This is a genomic window from Coxiella endosymbiont of Amblyomma nuttalli (genome assembly GCF_018107685.1).
Lineage (GTDB): Bacteria > Pseudomonadota > Gammaproteobacteria > Coxiellales > Coxiellaceae > Coxiella.
This window is the reverse complement of record NZ_CP064834.1, coordinates 122017-139351: the sequence shown is the minus strand read 5'-3', so window position 1 is coordinate 139351 and position 17335 is coordinate 122017. Positions and strand designations below refer to the sequence as shown.

Genomic DNA, 17335 nt, shown 5'->3' with positions numbered 1-17335 from the left:
TTTCTGATCTAGAAGCTGATTAGTCAAAATTAATTTACTTACGCTGAGCTATCCAATAGTAATCTGTAGCCACAATAGGTAATTTTACTCATTTAATAATTCTAAAAAATGTTCAGCAGCTATCTGTTCTGCTTGTCGGCGCGTCGTACTAACACCATTAGTCTTATGGGGAAGCCCTGTAACAGAACACATTACGATAAATATCTGTGCGTGAGCCTTACCAGTTGCTTTTATATTGTATATAGGCAATGGAAATTTTCGAGCCTGTAACCATTCTTGTAAGCGAGACTTTGCATCTTTTTTCGGTATTAGCTTTGATAAATCATACACTCGTTCCCCATACCAATTTAACAAACAACGCTGACAAATTTCCAATCCTGCATCAATATAAATGGCACCAATCACTGCTTCTAATGCACCAGCTAAAATAGAACGACGTGATTTCCCGCCACTTTTTCGCTCACCAACACCTAGTCGTAAATTCTCATTAATTTTCAAATCCATTGACAATTGTGCTAACATGTCTCCGTTTACTATCAAAGCGCGCATCCGGCTTAGTTCGCCTTCTCGTGCATTGGGGTGTCGTTGGTATAATTCAGAAGCAACAATAAGCCCTAGAACAGAATCCCCTAAAAATTCCAATCGTTCGTTATTATCAGATCCTGCACTGCGATGACTAAGCGCACTTTCCAATAATTTCACATTGCTAAATCTGTAACCTAAACGGTTCATTAATTCATTCAAATCGACCATGTAAATTCCTTTTCTAACATTAGCATAACGGAAACGCACTGATGCAGTAATATGCTAGATGTTGACTTGCCATACCTGATTATCTAAAACTATTAATCTATCTAAATTCTGAGTGTTTAACATAATTAAATCTTTTTCAAATATAAATTTCTATTGACAATTATCGTCACCATCATCTTAATTGCCTCCTATCATGAATAATGCTCTATAGGTATCACTAAATCATAATTTCCTCTCTCACTTTTACCGACTGTACATAATTTTTATGCTTGAATATCATTTAACTTGCTTGCTTTAAGTCAATCGAGTATTAATATCCTCCGTACATAAAAACTTCTATTTTTATGCCTATTATTGATACAGAAATATTTATTTTTATTAAGATGATATGATAATTCGATAATATTTATCTGTTTGAAAACAATTCTTAGGTCTTTTATAGCTAATGAATTAAAACAACTTTCGCTCATTCTATCTCATTCTAGAAAAAGCATTTTTACTAAAAATAGCTGATAAAACGAAGTCTATAATTAAATTATCCTAATAATGATTCAATAGTGACGAAATTACTAAGTATCACTGTCGGCTCTAGGAAATTGATTAGTACACGGTAAAGTTGGACTATATCGTAAACCGGATTATCTAAATTAATCGAATAAAATAGAAAAATCTTACATATTCAACGAGACAAGTAATTTTGTTTTTAAGCAAGGCAAAAAGAACCGTCTTACCACACTCACGTTGACAATACCATGAAAATTAATATTAAATCGAAAATCATTTTTCAGGTTTCACTCTCAAGAACGCTAAAAATGCTCCCTGCGGAATAGCAACTTTCCCTATATGTTTCATGCGCTTTTTACCTATCCTTTGTTTTTCCAATAACTTTCGTTTACGTGTAATGTCGCCGCCATAACATTTCGCTGTTACATTCTTTCGCAGCGCCTTTACCGACATACGTGCAATAACTTTGGTACCAATTGCTGCTTGTATTATCACCTCAAACATTTGGCGTGGAATCAAATCTTTTAATTGTTCAGTCAACCTTTTCGCGCACGCAAGTACCCGGTCACGATGAACGATGACCGCTAAAGTATCCACTTTTTGCCCTCCAATAAGGATATCCAGTTTTACCAAATTTGCAGACTGAAAGCGATAAAAATTATAATCTAATGAAGCATATCCTCGACTAGCTGATTTTAACCGATTAAAGAAATCCAAAACGACCTCACTTAGGGGAATCTCATAGCTTATTGATACTCTTTTGCTCAAATACGATAATTTTTTTTGTACACCCCGCTTTTCAACACACACAGCAATCACAGCACCTAAAAATTCAGGTGGTACTAAGATATTCACTATCACAATAGGTTCTCGAATTTCAGTGATCTTAGTGGCTTCTGGCAAACAACTCGGATTATTGATATAAAAAATTTCATTTTGCTTGGTCAAAACTTCATAATTTACTGTCGGTGCGGTGGCAATCAGTTCCAGATTGTATTCACGCTCTAATCGTTCCTGGACAATTTCCATGTGTAGCGTTCCTAAAAATCCACAACGAAAACCAAATCCTAAAGTTTGAGAAGATTCCGGTTCGTAAAATATAGCAGCGTCATTTAAGCGTAATTTTGCAAGAGCTTCGCAAAATGTCTCATAATCTTCGGAATTAATCGGGAATAAGCCAGCAAATACTTGTGGTTTAAGTTGCTGAAATCCAGGTAATGGGGTTTTTACTCCATCTTTAGCATGCGTTAGCGTATCACCAACAGGAATACCGAAAACATCTTTAATTCCAGTAATCACAAAACCTACTGCTCCAGTGCTTAGCGCTTCAAGTAAATGACGTTTTGGTGTAAAATGGCCGACGTGCTTAACGTGATAAGTCTCACCAGTTGACATTACGCGAATTCTATCGCCTTTACGTAATATGCCAGTTTTAACTCGCACTAACGATACCACACCCAAATAACTATCGAACCAAGAATCAATGACTAAAGCCTGCAATGGAGATTTTATATTACCCACTGGCGGTGGAATTACTTTCACCAGTTTCTCTAACAACTCTTTAATTCCAACGCCTTCTTTAGCGCTCACCCAAATGGCATTACGTGCGTCAATGCCGATAACATCTTTAATTTCCTGAATAGTACGCTCAGGGTTTGCTTGTGGTGAATCAATTTTATTTAAAACAGGAAGAATAACAAGCCCTTGTTCAATCGCCATATGGTAAGTGGTCACTGTTTGCGCTTCTACTCCCTGTGTTGTATCCACTATCAACAAGGCGCCCTCACAAGTGGCAAGCGATCGTGACACCTCATAAGCAAAATCTACGTGCCCTGGTGTATCGATAATACTAAGTTGATAAATATGACCATCCTGGGCTTGATAATTAAGCGTAACACTTTGCGCCTTAATAGTAATTCCGCGTTCACGTTCAATATCCATTGAATCAAGCACTTGAGATTTCATCTCTCGATCACTTAATCCACCACAAAACTGAATAAACCGATCCGCTAATGTCGATTTTCCGTGATCAATGTGCGCAATAATAGAGAAATTCCGAATAAATCTTTGTGGAATTGCTGTCATAACTATCGTTTGTTTTTCTTGAACGTATAGTAGCACAGGATAAAGATATCGCGAAGAATATTGCTGTTTCTCGACTTTTTATTTTTAATATTTTTATTAAAATGGTTGTTAGGATGGTTATAGCGATAAACAGGTTAATGCGATATCTTTAATACGCATTGGTCCAACTTCTGAAAATATGATAAATCAAACTTCATAATCACTACAAGCGCTTCAGTCATTTATTGAAAGGAAACAACAAAAAATTTCTTTTGTTTGAGGAAGAACTTACTTTCGATAACTTCAAATTTTATTAAAAGCACTACTACTTAGCAGCTATCGACCTTGCAAATAACCACATAAACCATGGTACGATACCAAATGATTTCTAATCCGGTGTGTTCTAGAGAAGCACCGCTAATTCTTAACATCAGAACAACGACGATGGACGTAGCCTTACTAGGATTAGCGATCTCTGAAGAGAAGATACAAGTTGTTTTAGATAACAAAATTCAGACAAAACTGTCCCTCCGATTCCGCATTGTTTCTAATGCAACTAAGTGAATCAAAATAGACTGAGATAGCCCATCATAAAGAGATCGTACATCAACTTGATTCCCCACATAAACAGGCATACACTTTGACATCTTTGGAAAACTATTTTATATTCCACCATTGACTAAATGTTAATTTCTAACATTCATCATGACCAATATCATCCAAATTTAAGAAACCTAGGTATTTCTAAAAGTAGCGATTTTACATTAATTACATAGTCATATAGATCTATTGTCTCTTTTGCTTTATTGTTGAAATAATGAAGAAAAGCAAAGATTCATGATTTATAATTCTCTAATTGTCCAATTGATAAGTCCGAACTTCATGCCCATACGAAGATAGATCCACTCATTAAAGAATCTTCGTTAGATAATTTCATAAATAACCATGCACCATCATGTATTTCATAGCACATCAAGAGCGGATAGTAAAGCTAAATGCCTTATTTTTTAATGCAACTTAATTTTAACTATTTAATTTTTATAGAATTTAAGTAAAGCAGTTTTCATGTGAAAAGTCGGCGTTCTTTATATTAAACACATTTTGAGCGAGCTAGCGAGCTAATTGTTTATATTTCTTTATTACCCACCCAAACTCATTATTTTTCGCTGCAAATCCTCCACAAATACAATAATCTACAACAGTAATTAATTTACCATCGTAATAAATTAATGGAATACGATTGCGTTGCCATGAAGGGATTTTCCATTCCTGCATCAATTTCTTAAGTGAATGTGTTTCTTTTCGCCCTGCCGGTTGACAGCGTTCCCCACCTCGACGGAATCGGACAGTAATTTGTTGGATATCAATAGCCGTAGATATTCCCTTACCTTTTTTTTTTACAGCTCGTAATACTCCCAGAGTACCAGGCAAATATAATGGGTCATGTAAATTCCATGTGATAATCACACTCGTATCAAGAAGTGAGGAGGAGGAGACCGTTGATATATGTAGTGCATTGCCGAATCGCCGAATTTCAACGTCATCATAAACAAAAACGGGAACCGCATCCGCCGATGCTGCTAGAACATCACTTCGCATTTGCTCCAATTGTTTTGTCTGTGGCATACTGAATCCCCGACGATAAATCCAACGGCGTAAAGTATTCCGTTGTTGTTCAGGTGTCAGTTGTAATAAAGGTCTAATAGCTAATGCTCCGTTCATTTGCATAGTTTGCAAATTTATATCTGCTGATTGATCCAACAAATGAGCCGCTTCTGCACAGTGGTTGGTGGATCGCGAAATAACTGAAAATACTTTAGGCCAACGACGACGTAAAATCGGAAATACTTCATGTCGCAAATAATTTCGGTTAAATCGCAATTCAAAATTCATATCGTCTTCAATCCAATGCAGATGATTTTTTTTAGCATATGTTTTTAAATCCTCGCGATTCATGCTCAATAAAGGTCGCAATAAATAACCTCTCCCCAATTTTTTTTTCAAAGGCATTCCAGACAAACCTCTTACACCTGCACCACGCAATAATTGAAGCAAAAAAGTTTCGGCCTGATCATTCTGTGTATGTGCGGTAAGTATATTTTCTTTGTCATGAACGTGATTTTGCAAAACATCGTAACGCATCTTTCGTGCCACTGCTTCAATACTATCACCATTATTCAACATGAGCCTCAACGATTCCACGTGAAAAGGAATGCCTAACTGTTGAGCAACTTTCTTGCAATGGTCTTCCCATTGATTAGAATTGGAATTTAGATGATGATTAATGTGTAAAGCACGAACTTGAATAGAAGAATTTTGTTTCTGGCATTCTGCCATCGCATATAATAAAACGTGAGAATCCATTCCTCCGCTATAAGCAATACAAAAATAAGGATCATCAGTTAATTCGCCCAATACTGTAACAAGCTTCTTCACTGTTAACACAGCCTAATCCTTTCCGTAACTTGACCAACGACGATAACGCTCTTCCAATAATAATTCGATGGATTTTGATCGTAAATCAATCAAATGTGCCTGTAATTTTTTCTGAAGCGTAGTAGCCATCGCGTCAACATCTCGATGTGCAGCCCCGAGAGGTTCTTTAATTATTTCATCAATTAAACCAAGCTTGTGCAAGCGATTAGCGGTAAGTCCTAAAGCATGAGCAGCCTCACCTGCTTTTTCTGCGCTTTTCCATAAGATAGAGGCACAACCCTCAGGAGAAATGACAGAGTAATAAGCATATTGTAACATCAAAGTTCGATCACCAACGCCAATGGCTAAAGCACCACCGGAACAACCTTCACCTAGTACAATACAAATAATTGGAGTTTTTAATTTCGACATTTCAAACAGATTTCGCGCAATGGCCTCACTCTGATTGCGTGCTTCAGCATCCACACCAGGGTAAGCGCCTGGTGTGTCAATGAATGTGGTTACGGGAATTGAGAATCGCTCAGCTAGCTTCATTAACCGAAGCGCTTTGCGAAAATCTTCCGGTTTTGACATTCCAAAATTATGATAAATTTTTTCTTTAGTTGTACGTCCTTTTTGTTGGCCAATAACCACGATGGGTTCTCCACACAATCGTGCAAGACCCCCAATGATCGCAGTACCTTGTGAGTAATGACGATCACCTTGTAACTCATGAAAATCGGTAAAAACACGATTGAGATAATCCTTTGTGTATGGGCGCAATGGATGACGTGCCAATTGCACAATTTGTTTCGCTGTTAAACGAGAAAAAATTTGATGCGCTAACTGCTTACTTTTTTCTTCCAGCTTAGCAACTTCCTTACTAAGACTAATATCTTGACTGGTGCCAACGCGACGAAGCTCTTCAATTTTTTCCTGAAGTTCTGCAATGGGTTGTTCAAAATCTAAATAATCCAGATTCATGGTACCTATTCATTGATATTTTATAGAGTTTAATTTAGCAGTTTTGATTATCTCCTGCCAAGAGGAAAAGTGATATGCTACTTTGGTTTATAAATGATCAATCTTCGCTATCATGATTCTCGTCACACTAGTGGCCTCGAGTTTGTGTATCACATTTATTCAGTGTTATCGGTATTTTTGACCTCGGTATTTTGACCATTGATGAGTTTATTGATAATATCTTAGGGGTAATGCTTATGATCTTTTCTTTAGTGCTTGTCAAGAAATGCAGATTATACTCGCGATCTTGATTATACAGTTATTGGCTTTTTATCTTATTCGTCTTCGAGAAATAGATAGTCCGTCGTGAAGAAAAGTGTCAAGCAGTCTCAAATAACTATATATCTCCGGGAAACTTGATGTTATATCTGTCTACAATTGTGACTGGCATCTTTCTGGGCTGGCATCTTTCTGAGAATGTCGGGCGCGATCAAGAATACCTCTGTATTGTTGATCGCAACTCTATCGCATAAAGGCTTTGCAAGTTTTGAAGTAATAGCTATTTTAGTCGGCCGTTATAGCAATTCGCTTATCAAAGACAAAACATTTTCCTTTAAAATAATTACTCCCACATTTTTCATAGTAATGCAGAATCCCACCATCAAGTTGATAAACTTTTTTAAATCCTTTTTTTATCATTAGAGCAGATGCTTTTTCACAGCGAATGCCACCAGTACAGAAAGTCAAGATGCATTCATTTTTAAAAGATTCTGGCAATTGATCAATAGCTTTGGGGAAATCGCTGAATGATCGGAGATGAAGATTAATTGCATTTTCAAACGTCCCCATAGTAACTTCGAAATCATTACGTGTATCTAAAATTACCATATTTTGTTTTTGTTGATAATAACGTCTGAACATTTCAGGTGAAATATGTGGTGCCGTTTCTTTCTCAGGATGAATATCAGCACAACGCATCGTGACAATTTCTCTTTTAATCTGAACCACGAGTTTTGCAAATGGGTAAGATGCTGATAGAGTTTCTTTGTAAACTAAATCACCTAAGGTTTGTATACAGGATAAAAATTGCTTATATCTATCAACATTTTTTCGTTCGCCAGCTATCATTAGATTAATCCCTTCAGTACTCAATAAAATTGTACCTTTTAAATGGGATACAAGGGCCCCTTCTCGCAGCTGACTTTGTAATACAGTTAGAAGTTCGTTTTTAAGCGTTAGAAATTTATAAGCAGCTATGTTGATTATTTCCATTCTACCCTTACTTAACCCGCATGTATCACGATTTTTATGCTATTCACGAATACACCACATACATACGATGGTTAGGTCGTACAAACACTGCCTTGGTAATATTCTCAATTACTCTAGGTGTAAGTTAACTGATCACGGCATAAAAATCAAAGTCGATATTATAAAATATTAATCATATATCCAGCTACTACAAACCCCAGTAGGATTTGCGATATACAACGCATTGTGCATAATACTATCTCCATACTAACATCAATCGTTGCATTAGTCATATTGCATCGTCAACTTCTATTTCAACTTCCATGCCCGCATTTTTAAAAGTTTTATAAGAAATAAGTCCTTATTTATCAAAAGAAATTGACAGCACGTCATATCTTCAATAATTCATGTAGCTATTTTTCAGAACCACAGGAGAATATTTATTGTATATTAAGAAAAAATAAATAAACATCTGAAGCTTAGAAACATTTCTTTGAATTAATAACGCCAAGCCGATTATTTTTCTCATCACCTGCACGATAAAGCTATATCCCTAATCGAATAAACTGCTGCACGAACCCATTGACCATTTAGATGTTTAATAAGAGGATGAATTTTACCGCCTATCAAACAAAAAAGTTATTAAAAATACAATCAGTTTACTAGTCATTTGTTAAAATTTATTATGTTATCTTCAGTTATAACTTGTTGTTTCTAGTATTTTTGCGAATCCAAAAATACTAACAGTAATATCAAATGATATTCTACAACGTGCATTGTAAGTGAAGGCCTATACTGATGCGGCGCTTTATCATTAGTAATGATAAAGTAAGTGATACTTCCTTCGGCGATTTATTCGATGTGTACCCAAGCGAAACCTCATACAAATATTAATAGGGATCCGAGATCAGTGTTTGTTCTAATTAGACAGAGTTGTATCCTACACCACACAGCGTAAATGTATATACAACTCAAACGAGTTAAAACACAATGTTCTATCTGTTTTGTACATAAGAAAATCACCATACTGGTAATGTATAGTTCGTTTCAATCCAATCGATGATTGTCAAATCCGGGGTATCAGTTTTACAAATACATTTTCTTGCATTAATTAACGCACGTCTTCTTGAAACCTAACGACGGTGAAATTTCCATAAGTACCTTTTATTTTAAGGTAGTCTAAATTTTGTGATACATATTAATAAAGATATTTTCATACAACAATACGCACTCAACTTACCTTAATGTTCCGTTTTTTGGGGACGTTCTAGAAGCTCGCGCGCTGCCTGACGTGGATCTAAATTTTCGTGCAGTATTCGATAGACTTGATGAGAAATCGGCATTTCAACAGCGTGCTTTTTAGCCAATTTATACACTTGATCAGTATTGTATAAACCTTCAATTGCTCCTTCAATAGCCTGTTCTGCTATCTTTAAATCAACACCTTTGCCTAAGGCTAATCCAAATCGACGATTGCGTGATTGATTATCTGTACAGGTAAGGACTAAATCACCTAATCCTGCCAAACCAGTCAGCGTTTCCTGCTTACCGCCCATAACGTAGATCAATCTTCCCATTTCAGCTAATCCGCGTGTAATTAACGCAGCCCGTGCATTAGCACCTAATGCCAGTCCATCACTAATACCAGTTGCGATGGCCAATATATTTTTCACACTTCCACATAATTCCATACCAATCATGTCATCATTTTGATAAACACGAAAATATGCGCTATGCAGTCGCTTAGTTAAGTCTTTTGAAAACTCAGCGCTATTGCTTGCTACTGCAATTGCTGTAGGTAAATTAGCAACCACCTCTGTGGCCAGGCTAGGCCCGGATACTACCGCCATAGGTAAATATCCTAATTCCATTTCCACCACTTGATGCAATAAATAACCTGTTACAGCTAAGCCTTTCGTTCCCCAGGCGATACGAGTATTTGAATCGAGGTAAGGTTTAATTCGAATCACTACTTCTTGAAATGCAAAACTTGGCACTACGATTAAAATGTCCATGACGTTATCCAAACTACTCTTTAAGTTGCTGGAAAAATGCAGCTTTTTAGGAAAGGGGTAATGTGGTAAATAACGATTACTGGTACGTTGCTCTCGTCTTTCATCAACGTGATCTTTTTTCCAAGACCAAAGCCGAACCTCTTGACCATTTCGTGCTAACACAAGCGCTAATGCGGTGCCCCATGAGCCTGCGCCTAATACCGTAATGGGATGTTGATGATCTCTAACCATCAACGTTTCTAATGTACATGCTCGCCGTCTTGCGAGCGATCATGTTGTTCTAGGAGAGCATCAACATTGACCGAAACTAAATCAAGTTGAGAACAACCATCACGTATCAACACATCAGTAATCACTTTTTGTCTTTTTTGTTTAATAAGAGTATTTAGACAAAAACTTCTAAATACGGTACGCATATGTTCTTTAGTAAAACTGGTTAGTAGTATTGGTGCGCTTCCATTAAAAATACCGTCTCATGTTTCACTATTACACTAACAGCTACCGTCAAACGGTTATTCTCGCCTAAATCGTTTGGCCTCAGTGACTAGATCCACACTTATCCTAAGCTACCTTTTCTAGGAAAACTAGCGAGACACGAGATGCTTCAAAAAAATGATAACATATGAATGCTGAACAGCAAATTCAAGCTTACTATCTTGCATCTCAACTTACGCTCGTTAACTTTCCTACCATTCTGAAATCCCCTCAACATTCAACACGTAAACAGCGCGTCTAATTGTTTCTTTTGTTCCAATTTCCATAATGCATCGAAACCTCCAATTCCATAATCATTAATGAATATCTGAGGCACCGTGCGCAGCCCATTACTTCGTTTTAACATCTCGCGGAATTTTTCTTCTTCCTGATCGACGTGAATTTCTGTATATTTCACACCTTTCTGGTCTAATAACGCCTTGGCTTTGATACAATAGGGGCAACGCGCTGTAGTATAGATTTCAATCTTCAAACTCATTTTTAGTCACCGGCATGTTGGCATTGTTCCAAGCATTCATACCACCTGTTAAAATATAAATTTTTTTATATCCATGCTCGCGTAGCATATTGATAATACGTCCTAATTTTTGACCCATCGCACACACGATAATCAATGGTCGACGCTTATATTGCTCCAAGTGCTCCATACTTTCATCTAGCCCTTTTAGGGATATATGAATAGCATTAGCGATATGACCTTTATTGTATGCATTCGCATCGCGAATATCAATAACTATAGCTTCTTCACTATTAATCAAGCGAGTCGCTTGAAAAGGAGTAAGGCGATTTCTACCACTAAGACCCTTACTACGCGACTCTATTATGAATAGTACAACTGAAGCGCTAACGAAAGCCATTACTAAAGCCCAATGATTAACAATAAACTGAGAGATCTGTTCCATCATCTTTACACACTGCAAAATTTAAACTCCCCCCAGTATACTTTATTTCAAATACAGTGGAAATGCCATACAACCAATACATTGCCTCCTATTTTAGTATTAAAGAAAAAGAGCTTGGATGCAAATATAATTTCTTTCATACACCTGTATTTGACCGTTGTCTTTTTATCAGCATATTATCTCGAGTCCTTTCGAGATTGCTTAATTAGCAATAGAATTTCAAGACATAGATAATATTAATGAGTGAATTATAAAAACAAAAACCTGGGATTATTTTATGCACCGACTAAAACACAAAGAGTGCAGAAAATGAGGGCGATATTACAAATAAATCGTATCTGTTCTCGCATCCAAATAAAGAAAAATACCAATGAAAATGAATATAAAAAATTTTGGTAATCGAACGTGAAGTTGCTTATTCGGGTAACATCTATTTTATGATCGTAAATATTATTCCTAATAAGCCTTAGTCTAGTCAATTAAGTAAATAGATTATCTTGCTCGATGTTGTAAAAGTATCCTTTCACTTCATAATAAAGAATACCAATACGGAAATTACAAGGAAATACCGATAAACAAGATTATTTACTTAAAAACAGTAACCCCATCAGCCGAATTAGAAATTTTAATATTCTCTATTATAGGAATTACTTGGAATAGAAAAAGTAAGCACTCGAATGAACAAGTATTAAGGAACATTAAGGACGTAACTGGTTCTGAATTAACGTAGCTAGTTCCAAATTAAATATTTTTCGATATTTTTCGATGCAGAAAGACAATTTTTCGGAAGATCATCCGGTAAAAAAATGGCAACAAAACCCACGATGATACACCGCAACTTTTGGCTGCACATCAAAATTATACCAAAACACTACTTTTACATGCCCAGGCCTGAACACCGCTTCGATAGATATTTTTTAAAAACCAAAAACCGATCCATCTCTCTCAGTGAATCAATCTGGCTTCAACCATCAGACCAGCATAATAGCTTAACCCGATATGCGGGCTCTCATACGGGAGTTTCCATCGATTATACCGTCTTTATTGGTTGTGATCAATATCACAAAGCACGTTCTAAAACAGACGTTATACAAGAATTGATAATACTTGTTTTATTTTTTCTTTCTTAAGAGTTGATAAATTAGCGATGTTTAACGTCATCAATCCCAATTTTTTATAAAGCTCAGAGAGACCTATCTTTGACAGCACGCGCAAATGTTTGCCAATTGTATTAGAATCACCTCTCTTAATCGGACCGGTTAAAGACCGTTCTGCTGATCGGGTGATATCAATGTTATCCAAGGTATTTTTCATGAGATTGATCATCATTCTTGTTGCAGTAACATCCTCTATATCCGCTTCTTTTAAGCAAACTAACGCGCTTTCATATAATGTAACTAAATAATTAGAAGCAAAAATGCTAGCGGCATGGTAGATGATTTTTTTACTTTGGTCAATGGGATACACTAAGTAACCTATTGTACTAAAAAGCTGAGATAATTGTTCGACGGCGTTTTGGTCGCCTTCGATAGTACAATAAGCACCTTCTAATTGAATGGTATTTTCTCCAATAAAACTTCGTAAAGGATGTACACTCGCTATAGAACAGTTCTTCTTTTTAACTGATATGAGTTGATTTGATGTCAATGCCCCACTACAATGCGCTACAATGCTTTCTTTTTTGAGATTATTACTCCTCGCCAATTTTTCACAGCAAGTGCAAATATCATCGTCCGGAGTTGTAATAAAAGTCAAATCAGCTGGTGGCAATGTATTGATATTTTTATAAATCTTTCCTTGTCCAATGAAATTGACGGCATTAATACCACTTTGTCGATTACAGATTCCCTGAATTTCTGCAGCATTATTAATGACTATTTGCCTAGCAATATTTTTCCCAAGCTTACCTGCACCGATAAAATTAATTTTCATCATACTCAATCTGTGGTTTCTGATTAAAATTTTCTATTTTAATTGGTGATAAGATATCTGCTGGTTTAAAATGAAAAAATTGGCCGAAAAAATATAGCTCCGATTCAAGTGCTGTTTGAATCGTTTCTGTACAACGAAAACCATGCTGTTCATGCTTAAATGTTATATAAGAATAAGGCAACCCTCTTTTATTCATCTCTGCAATCATAATCTCCACTTGCCAAGGTGGAACCACCTTATCTTCCAAACCCTGTAAAAAAATAATTGGACAAGTTAATCGATCTACGTGATTAATCGGTGATCGTATTCTATACAGTGTTTTTTTCTCCGGGTATTTACCCACCAAAGTTTCTAGATAACATGATTCAAATTTATGAGTATCGTTTACAAAACCTTCTAAATCTACGATACCAAAATAACTAGATCCAATAGAGAACACATTATAAAAAGTTAAGGCACATAAAGCAGTATAACCACCTGCACTGCTGCCACGTATAATTAATCGTTTTAGATCTGCTTTTCCTTTTCTTACTAAAAACTTCGCTCCATTGACACAATCAGCAACATCGACTATGCCCCACCGTTTTTTTAAACGTTTACGATAAGCTTTACCATAACCCGTACTCCCACCATAATTCACATCTAAAACAGCAAATCCACGACTAGTCCAGAATTGATTTTTTAAATTAAGTGTTGCTGAAGTAGCATCTGTGGGACCTCCATGGCTCATAACAATCAAAGGGGGCTTTTCATTTGCTGGCGTCATATAGTCATCATTGTGTGGTGCATAATAAAAGCCATACGCCGTTTGTTTATTATTGGTTAAAAATTCAATCGCCTTCGGAATAGAAAAGTATTTTTTATCTATTTTTAATGAAGTGCTTTCATACAGGATAGCAGATTGTTTATTTTTCAAGTCATAGTATGCCAAAGTAGGAAATCGATCGTAACTAGCACCAATGAAAACGACTGTATTATTTCGAATCGCTAACGTGGGTACAAAATTAGTGAAAGGTAAATTAAACGCGGAATAATGTCTATCTTCGATTAAACCTAATGTTTGCTTTCCATTTTTCATCACAATAACGACGATTTGATCCTTATTAAGGAAGTCATATGTTTTAATTTTAAAAACCCATTGAGGGTAACCGCAATCAGCATACATCGGGCAAACTAATTTAAATCTTCCATCATTATAGTAATAAATATTTTCGAATCCACTTCTATCAGAAATAAAATAAAGTTTTCCATCACAACTAAAGGAAGGTTGGGAAATATATTCATTGAGACCACCCGCAATCTTACGAGCGTTGGTTAATTGTAAAGTCGTTGTTAAATCAGCTAACCAAAGATCAGTTCCATCCCAAGGCATTTGAGGACGATTCCAGCAAATCCAAGCAATCTGATTTCCTATTTGATTTAATCGGGGTGCCGCATAAAAATCATATCCTCGCATTAATGTTTTGATTCGTTGCGTTCCGTCAGTAGCAATGGCTACGAGTTCATTCACAACGGATTTTTCGTGCGATTCTCGGACCACTATCAACCATTGTCCCCCTGGAATCACTACACCATCCGCATAACGTAGCCCTCTTGGCTTCTTCGGCATCGGAGTAATCAGTTTTGGATCTTCACCTATCTTTTGACGATACCAGCATTGGTCTGTATCTCTAGAAAAATAAATAGTATCTTGATGAATCACATAATCTCCACCCCCATATTCATGCACCCGCGTTCGCACGCTAAAATCGGAAGGCGTAACTACTTGGATATTTTCCACTGAAGACAAATGCATAACCACTTGACGTCCCGTCTCTTCAGGACGACGCTCCAACCAATAAATGTCATCACCACTTACTTCAACTTCAACCAAAACTCGGGATGAGTTTGCCGCTAAACCAGCATTAATTGGGGATTGCCATGCACCATAAGGTGCTCTTTTTTTCAATATCCTCATTTTTAAACCCTTATTACAAGTTGTGGAAATTTTCTTTGATCAAGGTAGTCTTCTGGAATATTGGCTTTTCCGTCTGACAATATTCAGATCCCACTTAGATACTCTATATAAGCCTTCTCATTTCTATATGGATTACTTAATTTAGCATATTTCCTTTCATGAGTTGCGTGTAATATTTGTAGTATCCTTGATGAATTGTCTTATACTTACCAGATTAATTTTTAGAGGATTTGTTACTTTCTTAGCAGATTAATTTGTACCACTGTCGACTGCCAGATTTGTTACCTTTAAAGTTGCCATGAATAATATATCTATATAGAATAGTAGATAGAGGTAGACAAAAGATGATTGTGGAAAAATCTCTTAAACAATAGCAATCTTTTTTTGGTGAAAATGATACAGTGATAAATTGATTGCTTCTCATTTCATAAATTTAAAGAGCCTGCTTGACTAACGATTTTCACTTCTAATTCTGTTTTAATGTTTCTAATGCTTCGACTTATTAATATCGTCAACTTGTAGTGGCTTTACATAATGCCAGAAATAATCTAGCAAGCTTCCATAGGTATTTTATTAAAAGTCGCTTCATGAAGATTTCTCATAAACCTACCGAAACGGACAATAAATATTATGTTGATGATCAAACGATAGCGATAAAACAATAATTCTTCTTATTACTTCGTATAAATCCTATTTATTTTTATTGTTACTTTAAGCCCAATTGTTCAGTACTGCTATCACAAAGGAACATTTTTCTAATACCTAGTTCTTTATTAGTTTACTCGAAAAATTTGAGTAAGAAGATGAGATACTTGTTATTTCAATTACTGATTATTTCAATTCTTAATCTCAAGACAAGCGAAAAACATTTCTTCGACGATGGATATTTTCCAAGTGAAATCCTCATATCCCCAAATGCTTTTTCTAAATCTTCCATTGCTGTGATTTTATATAGCAAAGATACCTTGTTTTAATTACTTTTTAGAATTTAAAATACCCCACTCTATTATTTAATCATATTTAATCACATTTATAGAATGATAGAATCAAAATGAAGGATTTTACAATCCTAAAACCTATAAAGAGAATTCATGTTTCTCGTTCTAAGAGACTGTTCATATAATTCTGTCAGCAATGATCTAGTCTTTCTAAAATTCACTCAGCAACGTCCTCATATGGAATTTTCTACATGTTTCATAATAAAACATTTTTTCTGATCTAAACTATTATTTCTAAGACAAAAAAGAAATAAATTTTCAGTATTTTTTAAATAAAAACAACCGTTAATCCTCAATCTAATCTTTAACTGTAAAAATGAACACTTGTTTAGTGAATGATGTTTAAGTTCCACTCTTAAGAACGGTAAATTGATAATCATAAATAATAAAATCGACCGGCAATCCAGTCTGCATTAAGAGCAAATCGCTTAGTATCCAGATGAAGATTCCGTGGGAAAAGCCGCGTGGAAGAAACCACATTTAGAAAAAGATTGGTGCAATTTAAGAATTTTGATAATTTTTATGCTTTTTTATTACTACTTTATTTATATAGTTTAGTAAAATAAGGAACTAGTTTTTCCAAAATGCACGTTTCAAGTTGAAAATCTAGATCCCTTAATACTTGTTAATAAACATTACGAATTATGATAGTTAGGATAAAATAAGGCATTTTTGATTCCTTTCCTTTAAATAGAAAGTTTCATTGTCTTGAGGAATATCGAGCGATAACTTTGACAATTCAACCATTCCACTAACTGGTAACAACAGTAACCGTAATCTCCTTGTCCATATAAGAAAATTCTTAAAAATTTTCCATTACACTTGCTATTGACTTTATACAAGATTGACACAGAAAAAATAATATCTTTCCATAAAAATCTTTCTTTTGATTGCCTTTCAAAAATTCCCTAGGACTAGATATAACTTTTTTCATTCTACCAGATCAAATTCTGGATATTACAATAAGATCTAATCTTTATGAGTAACGACTTTTTACCTAAAAAATCGTCCGAAAATCGTACACATGATATAAATATGTATATTTCATAACATATTTTCATCCACTGTACATTAAGAACTAATTTA

10 protein-coding genes are annotated in these 17335 nt (G+C 35.5%); all 10 read right to left on the bottom strand.

The annotated features are described in order from the left end of the window. Positions 1 to 84 precede the first annotated feature (84 nt). Entirely contained in the window at positions 85 to 753 is a 669-nt protein-coding gene (gene rnc, locus CEAn_RS00430) for a ribonuclease III (RefSeq protein WP_211923888.1), read from the bottom strand. Between the two features lie 777 nt (positions 754 to 1530). After that, positions 1531 to 3378 carry a translation elongation factor 4 gene (lepA, locus tag CEAn_RS00425; protein WP_211923887.1) on the bottom strand — a complete coding sequence of 616 codons (1848 nt, stop codon included), beginning with the start codon at positions 3376 to 3378 and terminating at the stop codon, positions 1531 to 1533. Positions 3379 to 4431: 1053 nt separating this feature from the next. Continuing rightward, positions 4432 to 5766, bottom strand: a complete 1335-nt coding sequence (gene tilS / locus CEAn_RS00420; RefSeq protein WP_244670084.1) for a tRNA lysidine(34) synthetase TilS — start codon at positions 5764 to 5766, stop codon at positions 4432 to 4434. A gap of 3 nt (positions 5767 to 5769) precedes the next feature. Beyond that, entirely contained in the window at positions 5770 to 6720 is a 951-nt protein-coding gene (locus CEAn_RS00415) for an acetyl-CoA carboxylase carboxyltransferase subunit alpha (RefSeq protein ID WP_211923886.1), read from the bottom strand. 543 nt (positions 6721 to 7263) lie between these two features. After that, positions 7264 to 7971: an oxygen-dependent tRNA uridine(34) hydroxylase TrhO gene (gene trhO, locus CEAn_RS00410; protein ID WP_211923885.1), complete on the bottom strand. Its 708-nt coding sequence runs from the start codon at positions 7969 to 7971 to the stop codon at positions 7264 to 7266. Positions 7972 to 9191: 1220 nt separating this feature from the next. Continuing rightward, a complete protein-coding gene (locus CEAn_RS00405) occupies positions 9192 to 10196 on the bottom strand; it encodes an NAD(P)H-dependent glycerol-3-phosphate dehydrogenase (protein WP_211923884.1) in 1005 nt (334 codons plus the stop codon). 481 nt (positions 10197 to 10677) lie between these two features. Next, positions 10678 to 10938: a glutaredoxin 3 gene (grxC, locus tag CEAn_RS00400; RefSeq protein WP_211923883.1), complete on the bottom strand. Its 261-nt coding sequence runs from the start codon at positions 10936 to 10938 to the stop codon at positions 10678 to 10680. After that, on the bottom strand, positions 10922 to 11365 hold the full coding sequence (locus CEAn_RS00395; protein WP_244670083.1) for a rhodanese-like domain-containing protein: 444 nt from the start codon (positions 11363 to 11365) through the stop codon (positions 10922 to 10924). The genes grxC and CEAn_RS00395 overlap by 17 nt, the downstream gene beginning before the upstream one ends. Before the next feature lie 1083 nt (positions 11366 to 12448). Further along, on the bottom strand, positions 12449 to 13297 hold the full coding sequence (locus CEAn_RS00390) for a Rossmann-like and DUF2520 domain-containing protein (RefSeq protein WP_211923882.1): 849 nt from the start codon (positions 13295 to 13297) through the stop codon (positions 12449 to 12451). Further along, on the bottom strand, positions 13284 to 15251 hold the full coding sequence (locus CEAn_RS00385; protein ID WP_244670082.1) for a S9 family peptidase: 1968 nt from the start codon (positions 15249 to 15251) through the stop codon (positions 13284 to 13286). The genes CEAn_RS00390 and CEAn_RS00385 overlap by 14 nt, the downstream gene beginning before the upstream one ends. Between the last annotated feature and the right edge of the window lie 2084 nt (positions 15252 to 17335).

What these genes read in the sequence shown, in the direction of transcription:
- CEAn_RS00415 (WP_211923886.1), bottom strand. Translation starts at nt 6,720, where the DNA reads ATGAATCTGGATTATTTAGATTTTGAACAACCCATTGCAGAACTTCAG.
- CEAn_RS00385 (WP_244670082.1), bottom strand. Translation starts at nt 15,251, where the DNA reads ATGAGGATATTGAAAAAAAGAGCACCTTATGGTGCATGGCAATCCCCA.
- trhO (WP_211923885.1), bottom strand. Translation starts at nt 7,971, where the DNA reads ATGGAAATAATCAACATAGCTGCTTATAAATTTCTAACGCTTAAAAAC.
- CEAn_RS00405 (WP_211923884.1), bottom strand. Translation starts at nt 10,196, where the DNA reads ATGGTTAGAGATCATCAACATCCCATTACGGTATTAGGCGCAGGCTCA.
- rnc (WP_211923888.1), bottom strand. Translation starts at nt 753, where the DNA reads ATGGTCGATTTGAATGAATTAATGAACCGTTTAGGTTACAGATTTAGC.
- grxC (WP_211923883.1), bottom strand. Translation starts at nt 10,938, where the DNA reads ATGAGTTTGAAGATTGAAATCTATACTACAGCGCGTTGCCCCTATTGT.
- CEAn_RS00395 (WP_244670083.1), bottom strand. Translation starts at nt 11,365, where the DNA reads ATGATGGAACAGATCTCTCAGTTTATTGTTAATCATTGGGCTTTAGTA.
- CEAn_RS00390 (WP_211923882.1), bottom strand. Translation starts at nt 13,297, where the DNA reads ATGATGAAAATTAATTTTATCGGTGCAGGTAAGCTTGGGAAAAATATT.